General features: G+C 44.5%; 22 protein-coding genes. 9 read left to right on the top strand and 13 right to left on the bottom strand.

Annotated elements, in window-relative coordinates; genetic code table 11:
• Nucleotides 1-18 precede the first annotated feature (18 nt).
• A complete protein-coding gene (ppiC, locus tag VIA_RS05015) occupies nucleotides 19-297 on the bottom strand; it encodes a peptidylprolyl isomerase PpiC (RefSeq protein ID WP_004411480.1) in 279 nt (92 codons plus the stop codon).
• Between the two features lie 192 nt (nucleotides 298-489).
• Between ppiC and VIA_RS05010 the strand changes: the two genes are divergently transcribed.
• Entirely contained in the window at nucleotides 490-1,416 is a 927-nt protein-coding gene (locus VIA_RS05010) for a chemotaxis protein (protein WP_004411479.1), read from the top strand.
• 168 nt (nucleotides 1,417-1,584) lie between these two features.
• Nucleotides 1,585-2,601, top strand: coding sequence for a GGDEF domain-containing protein (locus VIA_RS05005; RefSeq protein ID WP_004411478.1), 1,017 nt, complete (start codon nucleotides 1,585-1,587; stop codon nucleotides 2,599-2,601).
• A 79-nt stretch (nucleotides 2,602-2,680) separates the two neighbouring features.
• Here VIA_RS05005 and VIA_RS05000 read toward each other — a convergent pair whose 3' ends face one another.
• Entirely contained in the window at nucleotides 2,681-3,613 is a 933-nt protein-coding gene (locus tag VIA_RS05000) for a hypothetical protein (protein WP_004411477.1), read from the bottom strand.
• Between the two features lie 210 nt (nucleotides 3,614-3,823).
• Here VIA_RS05000 and VIA_RS04995 point away from each other — a divergent pair, with 210 nt between their 5' ends.
• Both VIA_RS04995 and VIA_RS04990 read left to right on the top strand, forming a co-directional pair.
• Nucleotides 3,824-4,090 (top strand): putative hemolysin, encoded by a 267-nt coding sequence (locus VIA_RS04995; protein WP_004411476.1) that lies wholly within the window; start codon nucleotides 3,824-3,826, stop codon nucleotides 4,088-4,090.
• Nucleotides 4,091-4,265: 175 nt separating this feature from the next.
• Entirely contained in the window at nucleotides 4,266-4,958 is a 693-nt protein-coding gene (locus VIA_RS04990) for a hypothetical protein (protein ID WP_004411475.1), read from the top strand.
• On the opposite strand, the gene VIA_RS04985 is transcribed toward VIA_RS04990, so the two are convergent.
• On the bottom strand, nucleotides 4,912-5,745 hold the full coding sequence (locus VIA_RS04985; RefSeq protein ID WP_004411474.1) for a YdcF family protein: 834 nt from the start codon (nucleotides 5,743-5,745) through the stop codon (nucleotides 4,912-4,914). The genes VIA_RS04990 and VIA_RS04985 overlap by 47 nt on opposite strands.
• Before the next feature lie 187 nt (nucleotides 5,746-5,932).
• Here VIA_RS04985 and VIA_RS04980 point away from each other — a divergent pair, with 187 nt between their 5' ends.
• Complete coding sequence (locus VIA_RS04980) at nucleotides 5,933-7,303, top strand: L-serine ammonia-lyase (RefSeq protein WP_004411473.1); 1,371 nt, start codon at nucleotides 5,933-5,935, stop codon at nucleotides 7,301-7,303.
• Here the strand turns inward: VIA_RS04980 and VIA_RS04975 are convergent.
• From VIA_RS04975 to VIA_RS04965, 3 genes are all read right to left on the bottom strand, one after another.
• Complete coding sequence (locus VIA_RS04975) at nucleotides 7,275-8,186, bottom strand: LysR substrate-binding domain-containing protein (RefSeq protein ID WP_004411472.1); 912 nt, start codon at nucleotides 8,184-8,186, stop codon at nucleotides 7,275-7,277. The two genes, VIA_RS04980 and VIA_RS04975, sit on opposite strands and share 29 nt — an antisense overlap.
• A 57-nt stretch (nucleotides 8,187-8,243) precedes the next feature.
• Nucleotides 8,244-9,647 carry an FAD-dependent oxidoreductase gene (locus VIA_RS04970; protein ID WP_004411471.1) on the bottom strand — a complete coding sequence of 468 codons (1,404 nt, stop codon included), beginning with the start codon at nucleotides 9,645-9,647 and terminating at the stop codon, nucleotides 8,244-8,246.
• 139 nt (nucleotides 9,648-9,786) lie between these two features.
• Nucleotides 9,787-10,911 carry a M14 family metallopeptidase gene (locus tag VIA_RS04965; protein WP_004411470.1) on the bottom strand — a complete coding sequence of 375 codons (1,125 nt, stop codon included), beginning with the start codon at nucleotides 10,909-10,911 and terminating at the stop codon, nucleotides 9,787-9,789.
• Between the two features lie 279 nt (nucleotides 10,912-11,190).
• Here VIA_RS04965 and VIA_RS04960 point away from each other — a divergent pair, with 279 nt between their 5' ends.
• Nucleotides 11,191-12,666 (top strand): peptide MFS transporter, encoded by a 1,476-nt coding sequence (locus VIA_RS04960; protein WP_004411469.1) that lies wholly within the window; start codon nucleotides 11,191-11,193, stop codon nucleotides 12,664-12,666.
• 87 nt (nucleotides 12,667-12,753) lie between these two features.
• Here VIA_RS04960 and VIA_RS04955 read toward each other — a convergent pair whose 3' ends face one another.
• The 6 genes from VIA_RS04955 to VIA_RS04930 form a co-directional block, all read right to left on the bottom strand.
• On the bottom strand, nucleotides 12,754-13,113 hold the full coding sequence (locus tag VIA_RS04955; protein ID WP_004411468.1) for a DUF3316 domain-containing protein: 360 nt from the start codon (nucleotides 13,111-13,113) through the stop codon (nucleotides 12,754-12,756).
• A 338-nt stretch (nucleotides 13,114-13,451) separates the two neighbouring features.
• Nucleotides 13,452-14,354, bottom strand: a complete 903-nt coding sequence (locus tag VIA_RS04950; protein ID WP_004411467.1) for an EamA family transporter — start codon at nucleotides 14,352-14,354, stop codon at nucleotides 13,452-13,454.
• A gap of 71 nt (nucleotides 14,355-14,425) precedes the next feature.
• Entirely contained in the window at nucleotides 14,426-15,130 is a 705-nt protein-coding gene (phnR, locus tag VIA_RS04945) for a phosphonate utilization transcriptional regulator PhnR (RefSeq protein WP_004411466.1), read from the bottom strand.
• A gap of 9 nt (nucleotides 15,131-15,139) precedes the next feature.
• Nucleotides 15,140-16,864, bottom strand: a complete 1,725-nt coding sequence (locus VIA_RS04940) for a putative 2-aminoethylphosphonate ABC transporter permease subunit (protein WP_004411465.1) — start codon at nucleotides 16,862-16,864, stop codon at nucleotides 15,140-15,142.
• Nucleotides 16,865-16,872: 8 nt separating this feature from the next.
• Complete coding sequence (locus tag VIA_RS04935) at nucleotides 16,873-17,979, bottom strand: putative 2-aminoethylphosphonate ABC transporter ATP-binding protein (protein WP_004411464.1); 1,107 nt, start codon at nucleotides 17,977-17,979, stop codon at nucleotides 16,873-16,875.
• Nucleotides 17,980-18,224: 245 nt separating this feature from the next.
• On the bottom strand, nucleotides 18,225-19,235 hold the full coding sequence (locus tag VIA_RS04930) for a putative 2-aminoethylphosphonate ABC transporter substrate-binding protein (RefSeq protein WP_004411463.1): 1,011 nt from the start codon (nucleotides 19,233-19,235) through the stop codon (nucleotides 18,225-18,227).
• 265 nt (nucleotides 19,236-19,500) lie between these two features.
• Between VIA_RS04930 and phnW the strand changes: the two genes are divergently transcribed.
• From phnW to phnX, 3 genes are all read left to right on the top strand, one after another.
• Nucleotides 19,501-20,604 carry a 2-aminoethylphosphonate--pyruvate transaminase gene (gene phnW / locus VIA_RS04925; RefSeq protein ID WP_004411462.1) on the top strand — a complete coding sequence of 368 codons (1,104 nt, stop codon included), beginning with the start codon at nucleotides 19,501-19,503 and terminating at the stop codon, nucleotides 20,602-20,604.
• A 35-nt stretch (nucleotides 20,605-20,639) separates the two neighbouring features.
• On the top strand, nucleotides 20,640-22,019 hold the full coding sequence (locus VIA_RS04920) for an aspartate aminotransferase family protein (protein WP_004411461.1): 1,380 nt from the start codon (nucleotides 20,640-20,642) through the stop codon (nucleotides 22,017-22,019).
• A 72-nt stretch (nucleotides 22,020-22,091) separates the two neighbouring features.
• Entirely contained in the window at nucleotides 22,092-22,907 is an 816-nt protein-coding gene (gene phnX / locus VIA_RS04915) for a phosphonoacetaldehyde hydrolase (RefSeq protein ID WP_004411460.1), read from the top strand.
• A 56-nt stretch (nucleotides 22,908-22,963) separates the two neighbouring features.
• Here the strand turns inward: phnX and VIA_RS04910 are convergent, their stop codons facing one another.
• Nucleotides 22,964-23,554, bottom strand: a complete 591-nt coding sequence (locus VIA_RS04910; RefSeq protein WP_004411459.1) for a DUF1294 domain-containing protein — start codon at nucleotides 23,552-23,554, stop codon at nucleotides 22,964-22,966.
• Between the last annotated feature and the right edge of the window lie 56 nt (nucleotides 23,555-23,610).

Raw genomic sequence — 23,610 nt, 5'->3', positions numbered from 1 at the left:
TCTAGTATACAAGATTAATTAAATACGGTACAAAACCTTCACAACATGCCACCCGAATTTGGTCTTCACTAAATGTGGAACCAGTGTTTCACCAGAGAAGCACACTTTATCGAACTGAGGGACCATTTGACCACGGCGGAATTCACCAAGATCACCACCCTTTTTGCCCGATGGGCAGGTGGAATATTTCTTAGCTAAAGTTTGAAACTTTGCGCCTTTCTTTAGCTGCTTGATGATGTCTTCTGCTTGCTCTTTGTGCTTAACTAAAATGTGCAGAGCCGCTGCTGTGTTAGCCATATTGATGCCTCTTAAAAGATGACTGATTTGGCGCGGATTGTACCCGATAATCGCAAAATCTTCATCCAACCAATTATTAAATCAAAAAAACAGCTAGTACTTATGTATTAAGGCATCGAATTTGATCAACATCCATTGAACATCAACCTAATTCCGCTACCATTGAACTAAGACACCAAAGAGAAAACCTTCATGGCAAAAACGGTTAGTAAAGCGAATCAATCCCAAGGTATGTTGATGTTTACATTAACTCAAAGTAAACAGCTATTTGCCATAGGGACGCTAAAGGTAAGAGAAATCGTTCCTTTTCAGGTAACAACTCAGATTCCCTACTCACATCATCATGTCGTTGGTACGGTCTCTTTACGCGGTAAAACCATTCCAGTAATCAATATGCCAGCTGCCATTGGATTTCGACCAATACAGCCCGACGAATACCAATCTAGCTACCTGATCGTCACCGACTGCTTACGCACCGTGGTTGCCTTTATGGTTCGTTCGATTGAAAAAATCATTGAGTGCGATTGGAAGTCGATCGAGTCCGCGCCTCAAACAGTCGGTAACAATGTGTTTGTTACCGGTATTACACGCTTTGAAGAAAAAATCGTACAAATGCTGGATGTAGAGTTACTGCTTTCGAAAATCTACCCTCAGTATGAGTCCACTAAAATTCCTATGTTGACGGACATCGAACGAGAGCGCTTAAAAGCACTGAGCATCCTATTGGTTGATGATTCCTCTATTGCACGAAAACAACTTTCGGATGCATTAGATAGCATCAATATCCCCTATCAGATATGTAATAACGGGATTGATGCCCTTCAATTGATGCGCCATGACGCTCAACAAGGTAAGCCTATCGAGCTGCTGGTAAGTGATATTGAAATGCCCGGTTTGGATGGCTATGAATTGGCTTTCGAAACGCAAAACGAGAGTGACCTTAGTAACAGCTACATTATCCTCCACACATCTTTATCGAGTGAGATTTGTATTGATCGCGCGAAACAAGTGGGGGCTCACGAAGCATTAGAGAAATTTAATGCCGGGGATTTAATCAAAGCTATGCTCAGAGGAGCAAAACAACTAGAGCATGGCGAGCAAGAAGTAACGAGTATATAAATCACAGATATAACTGAACAATTTCCATACAGCACCTAGGGTTAAGTTATGATATTGTTCATAAATCTTATCAATAGATCAGTACAAATTAATATAAGACCAAGCATCCATAAACGAAATCCGCTAATCTTATTTAATAGGATGTCTAGACAAGAACGTTAACAAGAAATGACAGACGACGACTTTAAAAAATCAACCGCTAACCTCAAGAAAGCGGTACCTTTGATGATGAAACATCACGTAGCGGCAACCCCAGCAAACTATGCATTGTGGTATACGTATGTCGATAATGTTATCCCACAATTAAATCGTGAACTTGATGGGGTTATCGAAAACTACGGAGTGTGCCCTCCAGCAGCCGGAGAGCAGCTGTATAACAACCACATTGCGAGTCGAGCGGAAACCGATATGCACGATCTGCGTGCCAATATCGAGATACTGGTCAACGAAGTCGCGAACTCTGTATCAGATACACTTACGGATACATCTCAATTTTCTAAGATGATTGATAAAAGCTTCGATAGCTTAGAAAGAGTCGAAGACGAGTCGATGTCACTTGAAGAAGTGATGAAAGTTATTCGCCAATTAGTCGTCGAGTCACGTGAGATAAGGCATTCTACCCGTTTTCTAAACAGCCAATTAGAAAATGCTACCAATGAGATCCAACAGCTAAAGAGTCAATTGGCAGAAGTTCAGCAAGATGCACTCTTTGATTCCCTCACTAGTCTATACAACCGCAGAGCCTTTGATGGCGATTTGAATACTTTGTGCCGATCAGAGCAAAAAATGTGCTTAATCTTGGCTGATATCGACCACTTTAAGTCATTTAATGACACGTATGGTCACTTATTTGGAGATACCGTGATCAAGGCGATTGCACGTCGTATTCAACTTAGCTGCCGTGATGGTATTCATGCGTACCGTTTCGGTGGTGAAGAATTTGCCTTAATCGTGCCAAATAAATCACTGCGAATCGCGCGTCAGTATGCGGAGAGCTTGCGCCGAGCGATCGAAAAGCTATCGATCAAAGATCGACGAACATCAGAACAAATAGGCAATATCACCATCTCTTTAGGTGTCGCAGAGCTGCAACCTGGAGAGACAGCCAATTCCTTGATCGAACGTGCAGACAAATTGCTGTATGAAGCGAAAGAACTTGGCCGTAACCGCGTAATGCCGCTTTAAGTGCATAACTTGTGCTAAATAAATTAAAAAGCCCCTGTAAGTGATTACAGGGGCTTTTGCATTCAGTCATACGTTTCGATTAACCGTCGTTAGTGATTTCCGCGATAAGCTCTTGCTGCACTTGATCCGCTTTATCGTTATCAATCTGACAAGTCCCTGCTGCTTTATGGCCTCCGCCACCATATTTCAGCATTAGCTCACCAACATTGGTCTTAGAGCTACGGTCAAAAATAGATTTACCCGTCGCAAACACCGTATTTTGTTTCTGAAAGCCCCACATCTTGTGGATAGAGATATTGCAGTTTGGATAAAGCGCATAAATCACAAATCTGTTGCCAGCGTAAATGACCTCTTCGTTGGTGAGATCGAGAAACACCAGATTGTCATAGACCGTTGCACAACGCTGAATCTGTTCTTTAAACAAAAACTCATGCTCACGATAAAGCTCAATGCGTTCCTTCACATCAGGCAGAGCAAGAATCTCTTCGATAGAGTGGTTTTTGCAATACTCAATCAAATCCATCATTAAGTTGTAGTTAGAAATCCGAAATTCACGGAAACGACCAAGACCCGTACGCGCATCCATTAAGAAGTTCAGTAGATTCCAACCTGTTGAATCTAACACTTCATCACGATTGAATTGGGCAGAGTCTCCCTTATCAACCGCTTCCATCATACTTAACCATTCAGCAGGAAAGGTCCCTTCACCACCATAATGCTCCCATACAACTCGCGCAGCTGACGGCGCATCTGGGTCAATGATGTGATTTTTCCTTTCACCTTGGTTTCGAATCATTTCAGATAGGTGGTGGTCAAATACTAAATACGCATCTTTGACGTAGGGTAAATTAGTGACAATATCATTCGAAGTAATTTCAATTACTCCGTCTTGCATGTCTTTTGGGTGAACGAACTTTATATCGTCGATCAGATCGAGTTGCTTTAGCAATACTGCGCACACTAAACCATCAAAATCACTACGAGTTACAAGTCGATATTTTTGCTCCGACATCAGGCACTTCCTATGCTAAGACTGACTAGTTTAAGGTATAAAATACCTTATTATAACTGACAAGAACGTTTCAAGCGTTGTTCCATTACAATGTGGAATATCTCCTTATAATTTTAGACAGCGGCGACTTTTTGACAAACCTAAGACAGATTATTTCGTCAAAACGCCTATAATCGATGGGTTACCGATTGATTCAACAAAGGAAATTTTATGAAAAGAGCATGTATCGTGATGTCTGTGATCAGTGCTGCTGTATTGGCTGGTTGTGCAAGTGAGCCTGATGAATACGAAGTAAAAGAGTACACGTCTATTGCAAACCCAGCAGCAGTTTACTGTGTTCAGCAGGGTGGCGAGCTCGAAACTGTCAATGAAAACGAGATGCGCGTAACATACTGTCTACTGCCTGATGATGAGCGCGTTGAACAGTGGGAATACTACCGAAACAGTCAAAAGAACGAACAGCAGTCACAAGGCTAGCCGCGGCTTCACATACGACTAAGTATCATTGAAGAAAGAGAGGCAAAGACCTCTCTTTTTTTAGTCCTATAATCGAACAGCATTCAGCTCTAACACTTCTCTGACACGAGTTTTTGCGACCAAACTACAATGTGACGTGAATCACAATTCAAACCCAGTCAAGAATACCACTGCTATGAAATACGATACCCCATTAGAATCTGAGCACCTCGATAACTCAGTCATTTCAAAACATGCTAAACGCACGTTCCAAAAAGTTGCCCTAAATGCTTTAGTCGTCGCCGCATTAGGTATATTTGTTAACCTGTGCTTACGCATCGACTTCAGTCAGTTCCACCATGGCCTAGGTGAGACTTCCTTTACGGAGTCTGCGCAACTGCTTATGCTCGCAATTACTAGCTTAAGCTTTTTCCACTTAGTGAAAGTAAAAAGCTCTGTTCATTATGCTGCTGTTCTAATGGGCGGCTTTTTCGCCGTTCTATTTATTCGAGAAATGGACGTATGGTTTGATATGTTGGCACATGGCTCTTGGGTTTACCCAGCGTTGGCCGTCACTCTGTTTAGTTGCTACTTAGCCTATACAGGGGGTAAACAAACCGTCAACCAAATGGCCGCACTGCTAAGTACTCGCTATATGCCGGTACTCATTACTAGCGTTGTTATCCTACTCGTCTTTACCCGCTTGTACGGCATGGGATCATTCTGGCAATCAGTAATGGGTGACAACTACCTGAGAGAAATCAAAAATGTCTCTGAGGAAGCGACGGAGCTAATGGCTTATAGCCTTATTGCGTTCGCGGCGATCAAAACTAACTTACTGGTCACCCGCGCTGACGCTCTGGGTCAAGATGACGATTCAGCCAAGTAAGATTGGCATCAAGTATGTCTAATTGTTCGATAAAAACTTGATCGCACACACGAGGGGTAGTCTTCTCGACTGCCCTTGCTATTTTCTCTATCGCCCGCGCACTCGCAACATCCAGTGGCATTGCTTTTAAACCCTCAAGTGCATCTAACGCGAATCGTAATGGTAGTGCCCTAACCTCCGCTAACTCGCGCTGAAATACCCTATTCTTTACCCCTTCTAAATACACGCGGTAAGTCGTCAGTTCATCAACCAATAAGAAAGCACGACCTGCCTCACCGAGATGAGGGTAGTCCACCGCGCAATGTTGGCTAAGATCAAGCGATATTGAAAGCAATAGCCCACTTTGCTCACAGCGCTGATGCAACACTCTTAGTAGACCTTGTTCATCCATTAGCGACTGAATTTCGAAGATTCGTTTTAGGTGGTAATCATTGGATACGAAGATGACCTCTATCTTTTGGCCAACACGACATAACTTACTGTCGACTAACTTGTCTGCTGCATTTTGAATATTTTCGATGGTATTGGTCGACTGACTTTCAATTAGAATATGAGGCGGTAACGTTTTGTAGGCAGGAAGTAAGCGCAGCAAGTACTGATGCATTGCTTCAGCTTCAGATGTCGTCTGTCCGTCTGTTACTCCTCCACAAAAGACAAAAGCGGTCTCTTGATCATTGACTTGATCGAGCAACTTAACAAGCCCTTCGACCCGACTGATACCTTCCGGCGTTAGGCGGTTGTTTTCGAGCCTCTTTCCTAGGATAAGCACTACACTCAAAATATTCATTATTTACTCATGTCTCAATTATTCCTACTGAATTACTCAGGTACTGTACATACATCGTCTTTGCCGCTAGCTTAGCAAAGGTTAATATTTTGTTATTCCGGTGTTGATAAGTCGAAATCTCGGTAAGATGCCATACTAGTAATTACAAGAGCCTGCCTGACGGGCCAATTCACAGGAAGTAAAGTTTATGCTGTCAATATTTGATATTTTTAAAATAGGCGTAGGGCCTTCTAGCTCTCACACTAATGGTCCGATGCTTGCAGGATACCATTTTACCCGAGTGCTAGCTTCATCCATCACAAAAGTTAGCCGTATTCAAGTCGACCTGTACGGCTCACTCTCTTTGACGGGCAAAGGACACCATACCGACCGTGCCGTCATTCTAGGTCTGCTAGGAAATAAACCTGATACCATCAAAATGGCAAGTGCCAAACAAGCGTTAACCAACACTATTGACGAAGGTTACCTTGCCCTTGCTGGCGCCCACACTATCAATTTCAGCTATGAGAGTGACATCTTATTTCACTCAGACAATCTTCCTCTGCATGAAAACGGCATGACTATCACCGCTTACGATTCCTTTGGCGCACAAATTGGTTTCGAAACCTACTATTCCATTGGTGGAGGATTCATAGCCACCGCGAAAGAGTTAGAAAACGGTGGCAACGAAAATGCGATCGATGTTCCTTTCCCATTCACCAGTGCTGACGAAATGCTAGTGATGGCGGAGAAAAACGGCCTTAGTTTAGGTGGCATGATCTTACAAAATGAACAACGATTCTTTAGTGAAGAAGAGATAACCCGCAAAGCCGATCAAATTTGGAAAGTCATGTCCCTATGTATGCAGCGTGGTTTTGAAACCGAGGGCGTACTAGAAGGTGGACTTGAAGTCACAAGACGCGCCCCTAACCTGCTTAAGAAACTCGAAGCCAATGCGGCAATTGAAAACGATCCAATGGAAATCATGGATTGGATTAACTTGTTTGCGTTTGCCGTTAGTGAAGAAAACGCAGCGGGGGGTCAGGTAGTCACGTCGCCAACAAATGGGGCAGCTGGCGTGATTCCAGCCGTTCTCATGTACTACCATCGTTTTATCAAAGAGTTAGATACTAAACAGCTCAAAGACTTTATTGCTGTAGCAGGCGCAATTGGCATTTTGTACAAAACTAATGCTTCTATTTCAGGGGCTGAAGTTGGCTGCCAAGGCGAAGTAGGTGTGTCTTCATCAATGGCCGCTGCGGGTCTTACGGCACTTCGTGGTGGCAGTAACGAGCAAATCTGTATCGCGGCTGAAATCGCAATGGAGCACTCACTAGGGATGACCTGTGACCCGATCGGAGGCTTGGTTCAAGTGCCGTGTATCGAACGTAATGCAATGGGCGCGATGAAAGCGATTAATGCTTCACGTATGGCACTCAAACGGACCAGTAAGTGTCTTATCTCGTTAGATAAAGTGATCGCAACCATGTATCAAACAGGTAAAGATATGAATCGTAAATATCGTGAAACATCGCTCGGTGGTCTAGCCGTTATCCATATGTCTCCACCTTGTGAGTAACCATTGCCTGCTCTAACCAAGTAACAAATGTTGCAACGCTCTTTTTTCCAAGGTTGTGACAAATCAAATAGTGCCCTCCTTCACTGGGCACTTCTTTTGAGTAAACCTGTATTAATTGACCTCGAGCTATATGCTCATGAACCAACACATCTTTTACCAAAACTACCCCAAGCCCATTGAGCGCTGCTTCGATCGAGAGCGAAGAGTGATCAAACTGCAGTGCAGGCTTAACCCAATCGCTTTTGTAACCCGCATGCGAAAACCAATAGCCCCAACTCTCGGTATACCCCGTGGTCATTATTTTTTCAGCCTGCGCTATCTGTTCAATGGTTAAAAGCGAGCGCCCCCTTAAGTAATCAGGGGAGCCAACTAAGATCCAAGACTCATTGATCAGCTCCTGATACTGGGAGTTGTAACAATGCCCAATGCCATTAATAATTTCAATATCGGCAAAACCGCTGCCATTTGGGTATGCATTTGAGGTCGATGAAAACTTAAGATCAATATCAGGGTATTGACGCCGAAAGTCACTTAACCTAGGAATCAACCATTTGGTGCAGAAACTTTGTGCCACGCCGACCACGACAGTGTGTCGCGGCTTTCTAGCAAACAGTTGTTCCGTTCCGACAGATAAAGAGTGGAAGGTTTGTGTCAAGAGCGGGAGATAATACTCTGCGTCCTGTGTCAGCGTCAGCTTTGCGCCTTTACGCTCAAACAACGTAGCCCCCAAATACCCTTCTAACTGCTTTACCTGCTGACTTACAGCGGCCCGTGTAACATACAGCTCTTCAGCCGCTTTGGTTAAGCTCTGTAATCGAGCGGCAGACTCAAAGGCCTTTAAAGCATTTAAAGGAGGAAGGAATCTAGGGTTGGCGAGCGACATAACTATAGGCTTGGCATAGGAAAAACTTAACTATGCCAAGTCCGTATTACAATAAGGTTACTCTAGCTTATCTGCCTTGCCCGCAGCACCAGCCAATTTAGACAACCACTTATCCCAAACCAAAGGTCGCAACTCATTATCTTCGGCCTCTTCTTTACGTCGCACAGCATTTCTCACCATCATGGCGCCAAACCATCTGATAGGTTCTGGTGGAAAGTGTCCTAAAGGCCCTTGTGCCAGCCCACATTGACTCCATTGGTTATCGAGATCCAAAACCATAGAGGAGAGAATTTTTGCCCCTATACGCGTCTGAGCAACCCCATTTCCAGAATAACCAAACCCATAGACAATATTTGATTGGCTGTCCAAATGGCCAAAGAATGGTAAGCCAGTTACGCTACGATCTGACGCGCCTGTCCAGTTATAAGCAAACTCTGTATCACTCAAACTTGGAAAAAGTTTATTGAATGACTCTCTTAATAATTGGGTATACCCAGATTGACGGTTAAACATCACATCCACTTTGTTTCCATACGAAAAGTGATTTCCACCTTTACCCAACATTAACCTACCGTCGGCCGTATCTCGGTAGTAATGGACAAAGATGCGCGAATCAACAACTGTCACTCCAGTATCTAACCCCATTGCGGATAACTTATCTAGCACAGGCTCGGTAATCACCATATCAGACGACACAACCACGATACTGTTTTTGAACTGCTTGAAATGATCCAACATCCAGGCATTAAGTCCGAGTACCACCTTCTGCGCTGATATCTTGGCTTTCGGTGTTTGGATAGTGGCTGGCTGACCATATTCTATAAATGCCATTGGAGTATTCTCATACACCTTAACACCAAGTTTTAAGGCGACTTGACGTAATCCCCTAACCAAAAGCGCAGGCTGGACACTCGCGGCTGCGGGCGAGTAGTAACCTTCCTTATGTTGACGCGATCCTGCTTTCAAGACTATTTGCTCAGCTTCACACTCCGTCCAACTGTTGCAACCTAACTGATCCAACTGTTCAAGCACGGGAGCCATCTGTCCCATTTGTGCACTATTAGTCGCAGTATAAAAAGTGCCATGCCGAAACAGCTCTGCATCAATCTCATGTTCGGTGCAAAATTGCTCTATTTCATAGATAGCCTTTTCTGATTCTTCCACCAGCCACTTTGCTTGTTGCTCACCGAACAAACGCTTCAATGTCGGATACTTAGTTGACCAAGTCAGCATACATCCACCATTTGCTCCGGACGCACCACTTCCACACAGTGACTTTTCGATAACCACAACTTTTAGCTCAGGTTGCTGCTGTTTAAGTAAGATAGCTGTCCATAAACCGGTATAGCCTCCGCCAACAATTGCGACGTCCGCTTCGATGTCTTGATCAAGTGTATAAGTAGTAAGAGGTTGTTCGCGCTCTAGCGCCTGCTTAAACCAATAAGAAAGGTGTTGAGACATGATGATTTCCTTAAATTTATTTAAAGAAACTCTACATGGGGAATAAAATCGCGCACAGCGAGGATAACTGTACAAAACCGTTAGAAATACTAACGAAAAAGCGCGGGGAGTCCCGCGCTTCGATCAGTGATTAAAGTGGTTAGACTTTATCAACAACAGCCAGTGTTGCTGCTAGCATATCATGACCAAACTTCACGCTACGCTCTGGTGACCAGCCGTAAAGTGGATCTGGGTAGTCATTGTTATCTTTAAACGGCATTTCAATCGTGTAAGAAAGGCACTTAAACTGCTCGCCAACCCAGTTTGAGCCGACAGTTAAGTTTGCTTTGCCTAGCTCATCTTTATCGTAACCATATTCATCTTGGAATTCTGGTGTCACAGTCAACAGAGCTTGCTTGAACGCATTTTCCAAGTTGGCTAAACGCTCATCATATGACGGAATACCTTCAGAACCTGCTGCAAAGTTATATGGAATCGCTTCGTCGCCGTGAATGTCTAAGAACATATCAACACCAGTTTCCAGCATGCGTTCGCGAACTAAGAAAACTTCAGGGCTTCGCTCCATTGACGGCGTTTGCCATTCACGGTTTAAGTTCACACCAATCGCATTGCAGCGCAAATGACCACGAATACCGCCATCAGGATTCATGTTTGGCACAACGTAAAGTACCGCATTTTCTAACAACGCACGTGACGTAACATCATCTTCATCCAACAAACGTTGAATGAGGCCTTCCATAAACCACTCTGCCATGGTTTCGCCAGGGTGCTGTCGAGCGATCAACCAGATTTTCTTCTTGCCTTCTTCCTCTTCACCAAACGTTAATAGGCTCATATCATTACCATCTAACGTTTGGCCCAATGTCTCTAGCTGGCAATGATGCGCAGACTGCGCCATATGAATCAGATCAAGATGGCGATCATAGGTATAAGGGGCAAAGTAAGCAAAATAGATAGAGCTACGCTCTGGAATAACGGTAAACGTTAGCGTATCGCCATCAAACTCAGCAGGAATACGGAACCACTCTTCACGATCATACGATGCGACGACATCGTACCCTTTCCACCCCTCAGGATAAGCAGAACCTTTTAGGTCCAACAAAGAAATAGTGTGTGATTGCTCAGCTTCTGTTTCGAGACGAAAGTGAAACCACTGATAAAACTCCGACTGATTGTCGTTTGGAATTTTTAATTCGATGCGATCTTTATTGTCAATACTGACGACTTCAATACTACCACTATCGAAATTACTAAAAATCTTCATTGCGTTACATTCCTTATACATTTGTACAGCATTGCGCGAGGCTAACACAAAGATAGACCTTAAAAAATCGATTTACTGCTTAGATTTGTCAGCATTGTTTAAAAGATATATCCAGCGCAAACGTTTTAGATCAAGTTCATTATAAAAATTTATGCGAAATTGAGAAAAAATCGTGCATCAAAAACGATTTCTGCGATAATTGTTTCAATTTATAACATACCAGAACTGATAACATAATTAGATGTTAATTCTGTGTTATACCAACAAAATGAGACTATTATGTGGAACAAACTTAATAAATCAATGATGTTCTGCCAAGCAATGTTTGGCTTATCATTCTATGGTGTGATGGTAATTTTGACCCGTTTCTTCTTAGAAGATCTAGGGTATAGCGAAGCTGATACCATGATGGTTGTCGGTGCTTTCTCTTCCATCGGCCCGCTGTTTGCCATTGCAGGCGGCTTTATAGCAGATAAATTCCTTGGCGCATACCGTTCTTTGACGATCGCTTACGGTACATTCGCCACTGGCTACACACTATTGGTTCTTGGTGCTTCAACAACTAATGTGCCTATGGCTTTAGTCGGTATCGCACTGGCTAGCTACGCTCGCGGTTTGATGTCTCCTTCTTACCCAAGTCTTTACAAACGCACTTTTGCAACAGAAGAAGATTTTGAGAACGGCTATCCTGTAAACTACTCAGTGAACAATGTCGGCGCGTTATTAGGCCAATATCTATTCCCAATGTTCGTTCTTGTTATTGGTTTCCACGGCAGCTTCATGCTATCTGCGGTAATGGCAGCATTTGCCTTTGCGGTTTTGGTTATCTTCAACAAGCAGCTAGTTAGTGTTGGTGCTGAGATCGACCAAAAGCCTGTCAGCGTAAAAAACTGGGTTGCTTTCCTAGGCCTTTCTGCAGCGATGGTTAGTCTGGTATTTTTCATGTTCTCTAACATGGATATCGGTCAAAACATCGTCTACGCAATCGGCGCAGCGGCGATCTTGTATTTCATTTCATTGATGTTCAAATCGGGTAAGTCTGACGCGCTTAAAATGGGCACCATCCTAATCATGACAGTGCTGACTACCTGTTTCTTCGTTTACTACGGTCAGATGATGACATCTATGACCATGGTAACGATCAACACAATGCGCGGCGACCTATTTAACCTCATCCCAATCGCGCCAGAAGCATCAATGGCAATGAACCCTCTATGGTGTATTGTTGCGGGTCCAGTGATTGCTTACACATTCTCTTCATTGGAAAAGAAAGGCATCAACTTCTCTACCGCAACTAAGATCGGTTTCGCTTTCATTTTCACGGCGATTGCCTTTGGTATTCTAACTATGGCGGTCATGAACGTTGGTGAAGACGTTATTATTCGTCCAGAAATTTTCCTAGCCATTCACTTCTTCCAAGCATTTGCCGAAGTAATTGTAGGTAGCTTAGTTGTGGCGTTCATTCTGTCGGTAACACCAAAGCATATTGAAGGCTTTTCAGTATCACTATTCTCTGTTGCAATGGCATTAAGTGGTATTGTAGGCGCAGTGTTCTCTACTTCTATCGCTTTAGAGAAAGGCCAAGAGATCACACAAGAAGTGGTACAAACGGTATATGGTGACTACTTCCAACTGTTAACTATCCTAGCTGTCGTTATGGTCGCAATTGCACTGGTTTCATCAGTCATCATTCGTAAGATGCTTGAAACTGCACGTGCAGAGCAGCAGCCTGAGCTTGTTAAAGCAGAAAGCTAACTAAATCTGATAGCCAAAAATACAAAACCCAAGCAAACGCTTGGGTTTTTCATATTAGATGCTAGCAAAAACAGTTGTTCAATTTAATTAGTCTCGACCTCGATCACGTGCGGAAAATTGATATTTCATGTTAACCACTGGTTTATATGCCACATTTCCATCTTCAGAGATTACTTCCTCAACTTTAATATTTGATTCGAGTAGTTCAAAAGACGAGTAGTCAATTTGATCATGATTAGGATAATTTACGTTCGTACTCAATTCATATGAACTCAAACTACTCAACCCACCAACAATTTCTTGACCTTCTTTAACCGCTGCATCTTTAGTGGACATAGCGTCACCCTGCATTGTTTCACTTTCAACCACATTGCTAAAACCACCATACCCAGCCAACGCAACAGAACTGAATAACATTACGCTTGCTAAACTTATTACCTTAATCATAACTGACTCCTTAGTTACCTTACCACTCTACAAATGTAGAGTTTTATAAAGTCGAGCTATACTCCACCGCTCGAATACCTATATGGTACGAACAATAAGACCTGAAAGAATTAGAATTAATTGCACTTGTTATTCGAATTTTTTGATATAGGCGATGAAATATTTGTAGCAATAAAAGTAAGGATATAATGGCGTGTAAAATGCGTTATTTATTTGGTCAGTAAAATCATTGCTTTATTACTTCGAATCGAAAATAAAGAAAGTTTTATCCAACATGAACATTAGAGCAAATCGTTATATAGTACTGAACAAATATCATAATAAATCTAGCGTTCACGCTATAAGATCGTCAGTATCAATCCAGCAAAAATTATCCCCGTCCCTAGCAGCCGCGTCATTGCAAACCTTTCGCCAAGAAATACCACCCCAAATACAAGCCCAAAGACAATACTTAGCTGACGTAACGCCACTACGTAACTCACATTCGTCGTCATAGTCATCGCATAGAGTACCAAACCATATGTAGTTAGCATCATCAAACCAGCCATCGCTGACGGTTTTCTAATTTGCCAAGCTTGTGAGAACTCTGCCCACTGGCGCGTTATTGCTACGTAAACCGTTATCACCAAGAAGATGACCCAAAACTGAATACCTAAATAGAAGATCGCTGAGTCAAGACTAGTTACTCCTTCGAAATCAGTCACATCTAAGAGGTTGAGCGCTTCTTTATCGAGAATAGAATACCCTGTGGTTCCCAATGCCGCGATTAAGGCCCAGATAACACCGAGTGAACCATACTCCTTGATACTGATTTGGCGTAATGAAGAGAGCGGTACAATCAAGCATCCCAACGTTATTAAAACGAAACCTAACCAAACCTGAGCTGGCAGTACGTGACCAATAATCGCCGTTCCGACCCCAACCATAAGAACAGGTAATGCTCTCGCAATCGGATAGATGACCCCAATATCACCATGTTTATAGGCATGCCCTAACCCAATAAGGTAAACGACCTGCGCTGCCCCACTAAACAAAAGAAACCAGAAAAATGTGGAAGGTAGCTCCGTCCAGCCAACTTGGAGCAAATACCAAGTCACAAACGGAGCTAAAATCAGCGAAGCTGCGGCACTGCTAGATAAAAAGAAGGCTGTACCGGAAGACTTGTTACTTTTACTCAGTAGGTTCCATCCTGCATGAAGTAAAGCAGAAACGACTATCAGGCAAATCGCCCACAACGACATAGTGAGACCTTTTGTCTAAAGGTGAGAATATTCTCTAGGCTTACTCTCTTTAGTTAAGCCTAGAGATGAAGTTAACGTTGGAGCTCTGCAATCGACTCAATACTAATGGCGTCATGTCGCCAATATTCGATATCACAGTCAATCAGCTCACCTTGCTGGTTGTAGTTCACGCGTTCCACGACCATCGCCGGAGTGCCTGAAGTCGCTCGAAGGGCTTGCGCTGTTTCTCCAAGCAAACTGCTAGTGCTAATACGGTAACGGATCTTTTGATAAACCATGCCGAAATGCTCACGGTAAATATCGGTTAGCGAGTTAGACAAATCAAAGTCGAGCAAGTTTGGGAATAGCTCTGGTCTAATGTAGTTGGTCACATACACCACGGGACGATCTTCAAGGTATCGAACTCGGTCGACTCGATACACATCTGAAAACGGCTGCAAGTTCAGCAGGCGAACCGCTTGCTTGTCCGCTAAAATTCCTTTCGCCGCAATCAGCTCTGTTTTCGGCGTACGATTTTGCGCAGTCGCCATATTGCTAAAGTTCAGAGTTTGAGTTGGGTCATAACGAAGTGGCTCAGGAGAGATAAACCAACCTCGGCGGTCTTCACGATAAATACGCCCTTCTGCTTCCAGAAGAGACAGCGCTTCACGTAAGGTTACTCGGGTGGTATCAAACGATTCAGCTAACTTACGCTCTGCAGGCAGCTTTTGGCGCGGCGAAAGCATACCTGAATCAATTTGTTCTACGATTGAATCTTTTATCTTTACGTACTGCACGAAGTGTCCTTATCTTTTACGCCAAGCTTGAGTGCGATTTTCTAACAATGTACCCAAGGTCATCTGCACAATTTTTGCAATTGCGGCAGCGCTCATAATCATCACAGCCATAGCCGCAGCTGCCCCCGTCTGACCCGCATCATCCATATTCAAAATGGAGACGGACGCTGGGATAGTATCGGTTGAGTAAAGGAATACTACCGCAGAAGTGGTGGTCAATGCATTAACAAACAAGTAAGTCGCAATGTCTAAAATTGCCGGCAAACATACGGGTAATGTCACTTTAAAGAACAACTTATACTGAGGAAGCTTAACCGACGCAGCCGTGGCTTCGACCTCTGACGGAAGCTGTTTGAGCGCTGTAAGAGCCGTCATGTGCCCCACGGTGTAGTAATGCACAACCGTGTTAATCACTAGGAATGCCATCGTGCCATACAGTACGTTCAATGGGTTGTTCGTATCATTGAAGTAAAATATGTAGCCTAAACCAAGCACCATCCCCGGCACAGCCATAGGTACGACACTGGCCATTTGCATCACTTGGCGAACCGGTCCAAATGCACGACCTTTTTCAATGCAGTAAGCACCGATAAAGATAACGGCCGTACCGATGACCGCCGTCCAACTGGCCAGTATTAACGAGTTGAAAAATGGGCTCCAACCGTAAGTACTCATCTCTGCAAAGTTGTAATTATTCAGCGTCAATGCTTTGTTCCATGGCCAGAATGTTACAAGCGAGCCATAAACAGCCATCCCCAGCACAGCTAAAACCATGACGGAAATAATTGAACAATATAGGAAGCAAAATCCATCACGCGTCTTATTTGGCTCAGGCTGATAAGGCACCCACCGAGTATCAAATAGGCTTTTTTGTTTTTTCTGCACCCAGCGGTCTGCACCAAATGCCATCACAGCAGGGAGCAACAACATGATGCTGGTTACCGCACCCATGGCAAAGTTCTGTTGTCCCACCACTTGCTTGAAGATATCTGTCGCAAGAACGTTGTAGCTGCCACCAATCACTTTCGGCACACCAAAGTCAGTGATAACCAACGTAAAAACAACGATAAGTGTGCTGATCAGACCGTATTTCGCCGCAGGTAAGGTCACCATGAAAAAGGTTTTAATTGGCGATGTTTTCAGTGCGCGAGCCGCTTCATACAGACGAGCATCAGAAGTCCGCAGCGATGTCGTAAGAATCATCAAAGCGTGTGGGAACGTCCAAAAGATCAAACCCATCGAGATACCAATCACTCCGTAGACGGAACTGCCCATTAACATCTCTTTTGCGACACCTTGATTACCAAATAGGAAGATCAAACTGATCGCTGGCAGCAACGACGGAGCCAAAATGGGTGCTGTCCCTAAAATTTGGAATAGCCCTTTAAACGGCATACAAGAGCGTGTCAACGCATAGGCATAGCCGAAAGAAAGCACACCCACAACCGATGTCACGATCAGCCCCAAGGTGAAGGTATTACCCACCGACACCCACAGACTCGATGAAGAGAAGTATGTAGCAAAGTTAGCTAAGCCAACAAAGTCGCCGTCCGAGTTCTGGACACTTTTTGTTAGCATCGCCCATAACGGCATTAAGATGAACAACACCATCATAGTCGACAGTGCGGCTAATAGACCGAACAACACGAGGTTATCGCGGCTAATACGCCCCAAGATAGACTTCGCTTTACCTTGTACAGTTAGACTATTCATTGTCATTGTTTTCGCTTCCATACTGATACCTACGCCGCCATTGCCTTACTAGAAATAGGAATGGCGTATCCATGCAGACCAGAAGCCGCAAACTGGATATAACGGATATCACCGACTTGAACATTGAGAGATTGAACGACCTCCACAGCGACATCGACCACTAAGGCTTTGGCTGATGGGTCATGCTGTAGGAGACAATCAACTCGATAGAAAGCGCCTAAGAACTCAATCGCCGTCACTTTAACAGGCAACGAGCTGCCAAAGTGGTCAACAAATTTAATGCTCTCTGGTCGAACTGCTAGGTCAAATCTGTCACCACGCTCAATCTTAAGATTAGTCAGGCTTGGAACTGGCAATAACGACTCGGCAATACGTATGTGAGAATCGGTTGCCACAGAGGTTTCAATAAAATTCATGCTACCGACAAATTCTGCCACGAAACGCGTCGCTGGTTTCTGATAAATCTCTTGAGGTGTGCCAACCTGCTCAATCACGCCGTGATTCATCACCACGATACGGTCTGCCATAGACAGCGCTTCATCTTGATCGTGCGTGACCATAATGGTCGTGATACCTAGTTTGCGTTGCAGCTTACAGATTTCGTCTCGCAAGTGGACTCGCACTTTTGCATCCAGCGCCGATAGCGGCTCATCCAGCAACAAAAGCCCCGGAGACAATGCCAATGCACGCGCTAAAGCAACACGCTGCTGCTGACCACCCGATAGTTGATTTGGGAATTTCTCACCAGAGGTTGGTAGGCCAATCATTTCTAACCAGTAATCGACTTTATCCAATGCTTCTTTGGTCGACATACCTTGGTTCTTCAATCCAACCGCGATGTTCTCTTGCACGGTCAGGTTAGGGAAAAGTGCGTAAGACTGGAACACGATGCCAAAGTCACGCTTTTCTGGTGGCAAGAATGTAGTCTCTTGACCATGTTGGTAAATGGCACCTGATGTAGGCAGGTCAAGCCCTGCGATGGCTCGTAGTAGTGTGGTTTTACCGCAGCCAGATGGGCCGAGAAAACAGACAAACTCGCCTTTTTCGATGGCCAGAGAGATTTGTTTTAGTGCAGTGAATTGTCCGAACTGCTTCACTACATTTTCAATATTTAGGTAAGGTTGGTTAGTTGACATAACACATGCTCCAAATGGTATATACCAAATTTAGATTCCGAGTGTTACGTTCCAATGACAAATTTATAGCTAGAAGATGACAAATAGATGAAGGGAACAATAGGTTTATTCCAATCAGAAATAGAGATTGCCCACTCACTCCTTCGTTGTTCTCGAGAATGACAACGTGTAACCTCCCACCAGTTTCCCAAAAACAAAAATCCACCTCGTAATGAGGTGGATTCTAGATGAGATCATCGCTCAGATTATGATTTTGGTTCTGACTTAGCGTCAAACTTCTCAGACCACGCAGCTAAGATATCTGCACGCTTACTGCCCATTTGAGCAAAATCCATAGCAGCCATGTTCTCTTGCACATTCGGGAAGTTAGATACGGTTGCTTTCACCTCTTTGTGAGCCACAACAGGGTACATCTCTACGTACAGCTCGTTCGCTGCTTTCGAGATAGACCAGTCAACCACGCGCTTCGCAGCGTCAGACTCTTTTACTAAACCAACTGCTTCCGATTCCCAACCAATGCCTTTTGGCGTAATAACGGCTAACGGTGCACCCTGAGTTTTCAGCTTCGCACCACGGCTTGCCATAGAAATACCGATAGCCACTTCGCCCATACCCGCTTGTACACATGGCTTAGAACCCGAGTGCGTGTAGTGCGCAATATTCTTGTCTAGGTCACGCATGTAGTTCCACGCTTGATCTTCGCCCATGTTTTGCAGCCAAGCAGAAACCTGCATGTAACCCGTGCCCGATGATGCTGGGTTAGGCATAGCAATGTGGCCTTTGTAGACTGGCTTTGTCAGGTCTTGCCAAGATGTTGGCTTAGGTAGGTTAAGTTGTTTTGCGACGACTTCGTTGAAACATACCGCGTTAAAGAATGCATCGTTACCGAACCAAGCTTGGTTTGATTGTGGATCATTCAGATTAGCATTAAGCTGCTCTAAGCCTTCTGGGGTGTATGGCTTTAGAAGACCTTCATCTTTAAGTAGAGCCATTGAGGAACCCGCTAGGCCCCACACGACCTCTGCCTGAGGGTTGTTCTTTTCTGCCAGTAATTTAGCAGTCATGATACCAGTAGAGTCGCGAACCCACTTAATCTTGATATCTGGGTTTTCTTTCTCAAACGCAGACTTGTATTTAGCAAGAATGTCAGTTTCAAAAGCGGTGTAAACCGTCACTTCCTGTGCTGCCAATGCATTCGTTGCTAGCAGAGATACAAGTGCAGCCAGCGATCCTTTCATCAAACGGTTTTTCATCATTTTCTCCAGTTAATTTGGCTAAGTTCAATTTTGGTCTGTACCAGTTGACGAGTTACACCCTAAAAAACCAGCATGACGATTATATGAACGAAATATGGCATTTTTTAGAAATTGTCCCCCTTAATCTAACCTTATTTCATTCCGTATCTGGTGTGTGAAAGTTTTATGAAGATAGTTATTTCTCTATTTACTGCTGTTTTTATCTCCTGATAGAGTTACTCCACATTCTGGTGTATACCAAATCAAATTACTAATGGAAATCGAAATGAAAAACGAGTACCTACTACTGACTCCAGGGCCTCTATCTACTTCTGAAACAGTGCGCGAAGCGATGCTAAAAGATTGGTGCACATGGGATGACGACTACAACAAAGAGATCGTCGAAGTTATCCGCACTAAACTAGTAAAACTGGCGACCCAACAAGACGGCTACACCAGTGTACTCATGCAAGGTAGCGGTACTGCTTCGGTAGAGTCGACGATTGGCAGTGCCATTAGTAAAGACGGTAAATTGCTTGTTATCGACAACGGCGCATACGGAGCACGTATCACTCAAATCGCTGAATACCTAAATATTCCATGTCATGTCGTTTCCCCTGGCGAAACATCACAGCCAAACTTGAACGAGGTGGAAACGGTATTGGCATCGGATCCAACAATTACCCATGTCGCGATTGTCCACTGCGAGACCACAACGGGAATGCTCAACCCAATTGAGGCCTTCGCATCTTTGGCAAAAGCACACGGAAAAATCATGATCCTTGATGCAATGTCGAGCTTTGGTGGTATTCCAATCGATATCGCCGAACTGGGTATCGACTTTATGATCAGCTCAGCAAACAAATGCATTCAAGGCGTTCCAGGTTTTGGTTTTGTGATTGCCAAACAGAGTGAACTGGAAACGTGTAAAGGTCAGGCACGTTCATTAAGTCTCGATCTTTATGATCAATGGAATTGCATGGAAGTTAACCATGGTAAGTGGCGTTTCACTTCACCGACTCATACTGTACGTGCTTTTTACCAAGCCTTGGCAGAGTTAGAACAAGAAGGCGGTGTAGAAGCCCGTCACCTTCGCTACCAAACCAACCAGAAAACATTGGTTGCAGGCATGCGTTCTCTTGGTTTTGAACCTCTACTCAATGACGAGCTGCACTCTCCAATCATTACCTCTTTCTACTCGCCAACAGACAACGACTACCAATTCAAAGAGTTCTACATGCGCCTTAAAAAACAAGGCTTTGTTATCTACCCAGGTAAAGTATCGAATGCAGATTGCTTCCGCATCGGCAACATCGGTGACGTTTACCCAGCGGATATCCAACGCCTTATCGGTGCGATTGAAAAAGCGATGTACTGGAAAGTCGCATAAAACCACCACATGCGCAGTAGCTAATGAGAAACGTTATGACTCAGAATAAACAGCCAACGTATTTTCGCAGCGAAGGTGACGTCAATACCACACCTGCCCGCCAAGCGTGGAATGCGTCAATGGACGATGAACGCACGCAAGCCCTATTAAAGCGTGATTCAGAGGTCTTCCTACACCAAGCAATGTCAACGCCATGCCTCGATACGCTAGAAGCCGCAGAAGGAATCTACATCCAAGATGCCACGGGTAAAAAGTACATGGATTTCCATGGCAACAACGTCCATCAACTGGGCTATGGTCACCCGCATGTGATTCAGCGCGTACAAGAGCAAATCGCTAAACTGCCGTTTTCTCCTCGTCGTTTTACCAATGAGACCGCCATAGAGTGTGCCGAGAAGCTCACTCAGATCTGTGGTGGTGAGCTGAACCGCGTGCTATTTGCTCCGGGTGGCACATCTGCGGTAGGCATGGCACTTAAATTGGCGCGCCATATCACAGGTAACTACAAGGTGGTCTCTTTGTGGGATTCCTTCCACGGCGCATCATTGGATGCCATTTCTGTCGGAGGTGAAGCGTGTTTTCGTCAAGGCATGGGGCCCTTAATGGCAGGCGTTGAGCGAATTCCTCCTGCGGTGTCTTATCGTGGTGCTTTGCCAGTCGCTGATGGCAGTGATGTGCATTACGCCGATTACCTCGAATACGTGATTGAGAAAGAAGGCGGCGTAGGTGCGTTTATCGCCGAGGCGGTTCGTAACACTGACGTGCAAGTGCCAAGTAAAGCGTACTGGAAGCGTATTCGTGAAATCTGCGATAAGCACAATGTCATGCTTATAATCGACGATATTCCAAACGGCATGGGCCGCAGTGGGGAATGGTTTACCTACCAAGCGTACGACATTGAGCCAGACATTCTGTGCATCGGTAAAGGTTTGGGCGGAGGCTTAGTGCCTATCGCTGCGATGGTGACCAAAGGCAAATACAACACCGCTGAGCAGATCTCAATGGGTCATTACACTCATGAGAAAAGCCCGATTGGTTGCGTAGCAGCCCTAGCCACGATGGAAGCGATTGAGCAAGACGGCTTGTTAGATAAAGCCAAAGCCGACAGCCAATTCATGCGTGAAAAACTGCTAGAGATGAAAGCCAAGTACCCAGTGATTGGTGATGTGCGTGGCATCGGCATGTTGTGGGGTATTGAACTAGTAACCGACCACGAAAGCAAAGCGCGCGCGTATGACGAAGCAGAAGCCGTACTGTACCAATGCCTCAACAATGGTATGAGTTTTAAGGTCTCACAAGGCAATGTGATTCAACTCAGTCCGCCACTCATCATCACTCGCGAACAACTGATCGAAGCTTTAGCGAGCTTTGAAGAAGCCATCGCCAAAGTGTGCAAAGACTTTAACTACTCGTAATTACCCAATTTATCCAAAGTACCACTGAGACTTTTAAACCTAAGTACTTTGACAAACAAAAAAGGATTGAACATGAGCAACTCACCAATTCAAGCAGTGATTTTTGACTGGGCTGGCACTATTGTCGACTTCGGCTCATTTGCACCAACCAGCATCTTTGTCGAAGCATTCAAACAAGGCTTTGATTTCGATATCAACCTAGAAGAAGCGCGCGAACCAATGGGTCTTGGTAAATGGGATCACATCCAAGCTGTGGGTCGAATTCCTGCGGTCGATAAACGTTGGAATGACAAGTTTGGTCGTTCAATGAACAGCAAAGACATCGACGCAACCTACGCAGCATTTATGCCTCTGCAAAAAGCCAAAGTGGCTGACCACGCCGAGCCAATCCTAAATGCGATTGAAGTGGTGAACGGCCTGAAAGACAAAGGCATTAAGATCGGTTCTTGTTCTGGTTACCCTCGCGAAGTGATGGATGTGCTGATTCCAGTGGCAGCAGATTATGGCTACAAACCTGATTACGTCGTTGCGACGGATGACTTACCTCAAGGTGGTCGCCCTGCACCATTTATGGCACTGAAGAACGTGATTGAGCTTGGCGTAACAGACGTTAACGCATGCATCAAAGTAGATGATGCAGCACCGGGCATCGATGAAGGCCATAACGCAGGGATGTGGACTGTCGGTCTACTGCTTTCTGGTAACGAAGCAGGCCTAACGTTTAAAGAGTATCAAGCAGCGGATGAAGTAACATTGAATGCCGCTCGTGAAAAAGCCCGTGCGAAACTAATCAAGAGCTCGCCACACTACCTGATCGATACCATTGCTGACTTCCCTGACGTGGTTGCGGATATCGAGCGTCGCCTAGCTACAGGCGAACGCCCTTAGGAAAGTATGAAAAGTAATATAGCTAGGGGCTCTTATTGAGCCCCTAGTTTATTTGTTTAAGTTCTGAGCTGATGAATCAACTCTTGGAGCAACACTGCCCCTTCACTTGTCAGCGACCAGCAGAATAACGTTATGTTTAGAACCAAAGTTGACCAGAATAAAAACTTAAACCCTAGATCATTATACTTATGATGCATAAACGACTGGGCAAATAAGGCGCCAATCCACCCGCCAAGTAGATTCAATAGATGGAAGGTTATTTCCGGAACTCTCCAGCCTCCGGTCATCAACGCGTGTTTGTCGAAAGCATAAACTACATACGTCACTGTACTGACAGAAAAGTACAACACGCAGCCAATCACTGGAAAATCAAGCAACACAACACTGCCTAGTAAGGCGCTAGAAAACCACACCGCTATTGCTAAGGAAAAATTAAATACAATCGGGCGTTCCACTTGAATCGCCCTCATGCCACCACTACTGTCAGAACCGAGGCGAAATACGACCGGTTCACTAACACAGGGCGCCTGAGAAGCGTTCGCTAAGTCGCTAATATGAAAAACAATTTGCGTGTCTTGATTCTCGACCGAAATGTAACCATAACCTTTATTTTGGTCCCAGTGTGCAATGGTCCCTTGTATAGACATGTGAGTTTCCTTACCTAGCAGCTGACTTTTGCAAGTCATTATTTTTTGTATGTTTT

Source organism: Vibrio orientalis CIP 102891 = ATCC 33934 (assembly GCF_000176235.1).
GTDB classification, from domain to species: Bacteria; Pseudomonadota; Gammaproteobacteria; order Enterobacterales; family Vibrionaceae; genus Vibrio; species Vibrio orientalis.
This window is presented reverse-complemented; position numbering and strand designations above follow the sequence as displayed.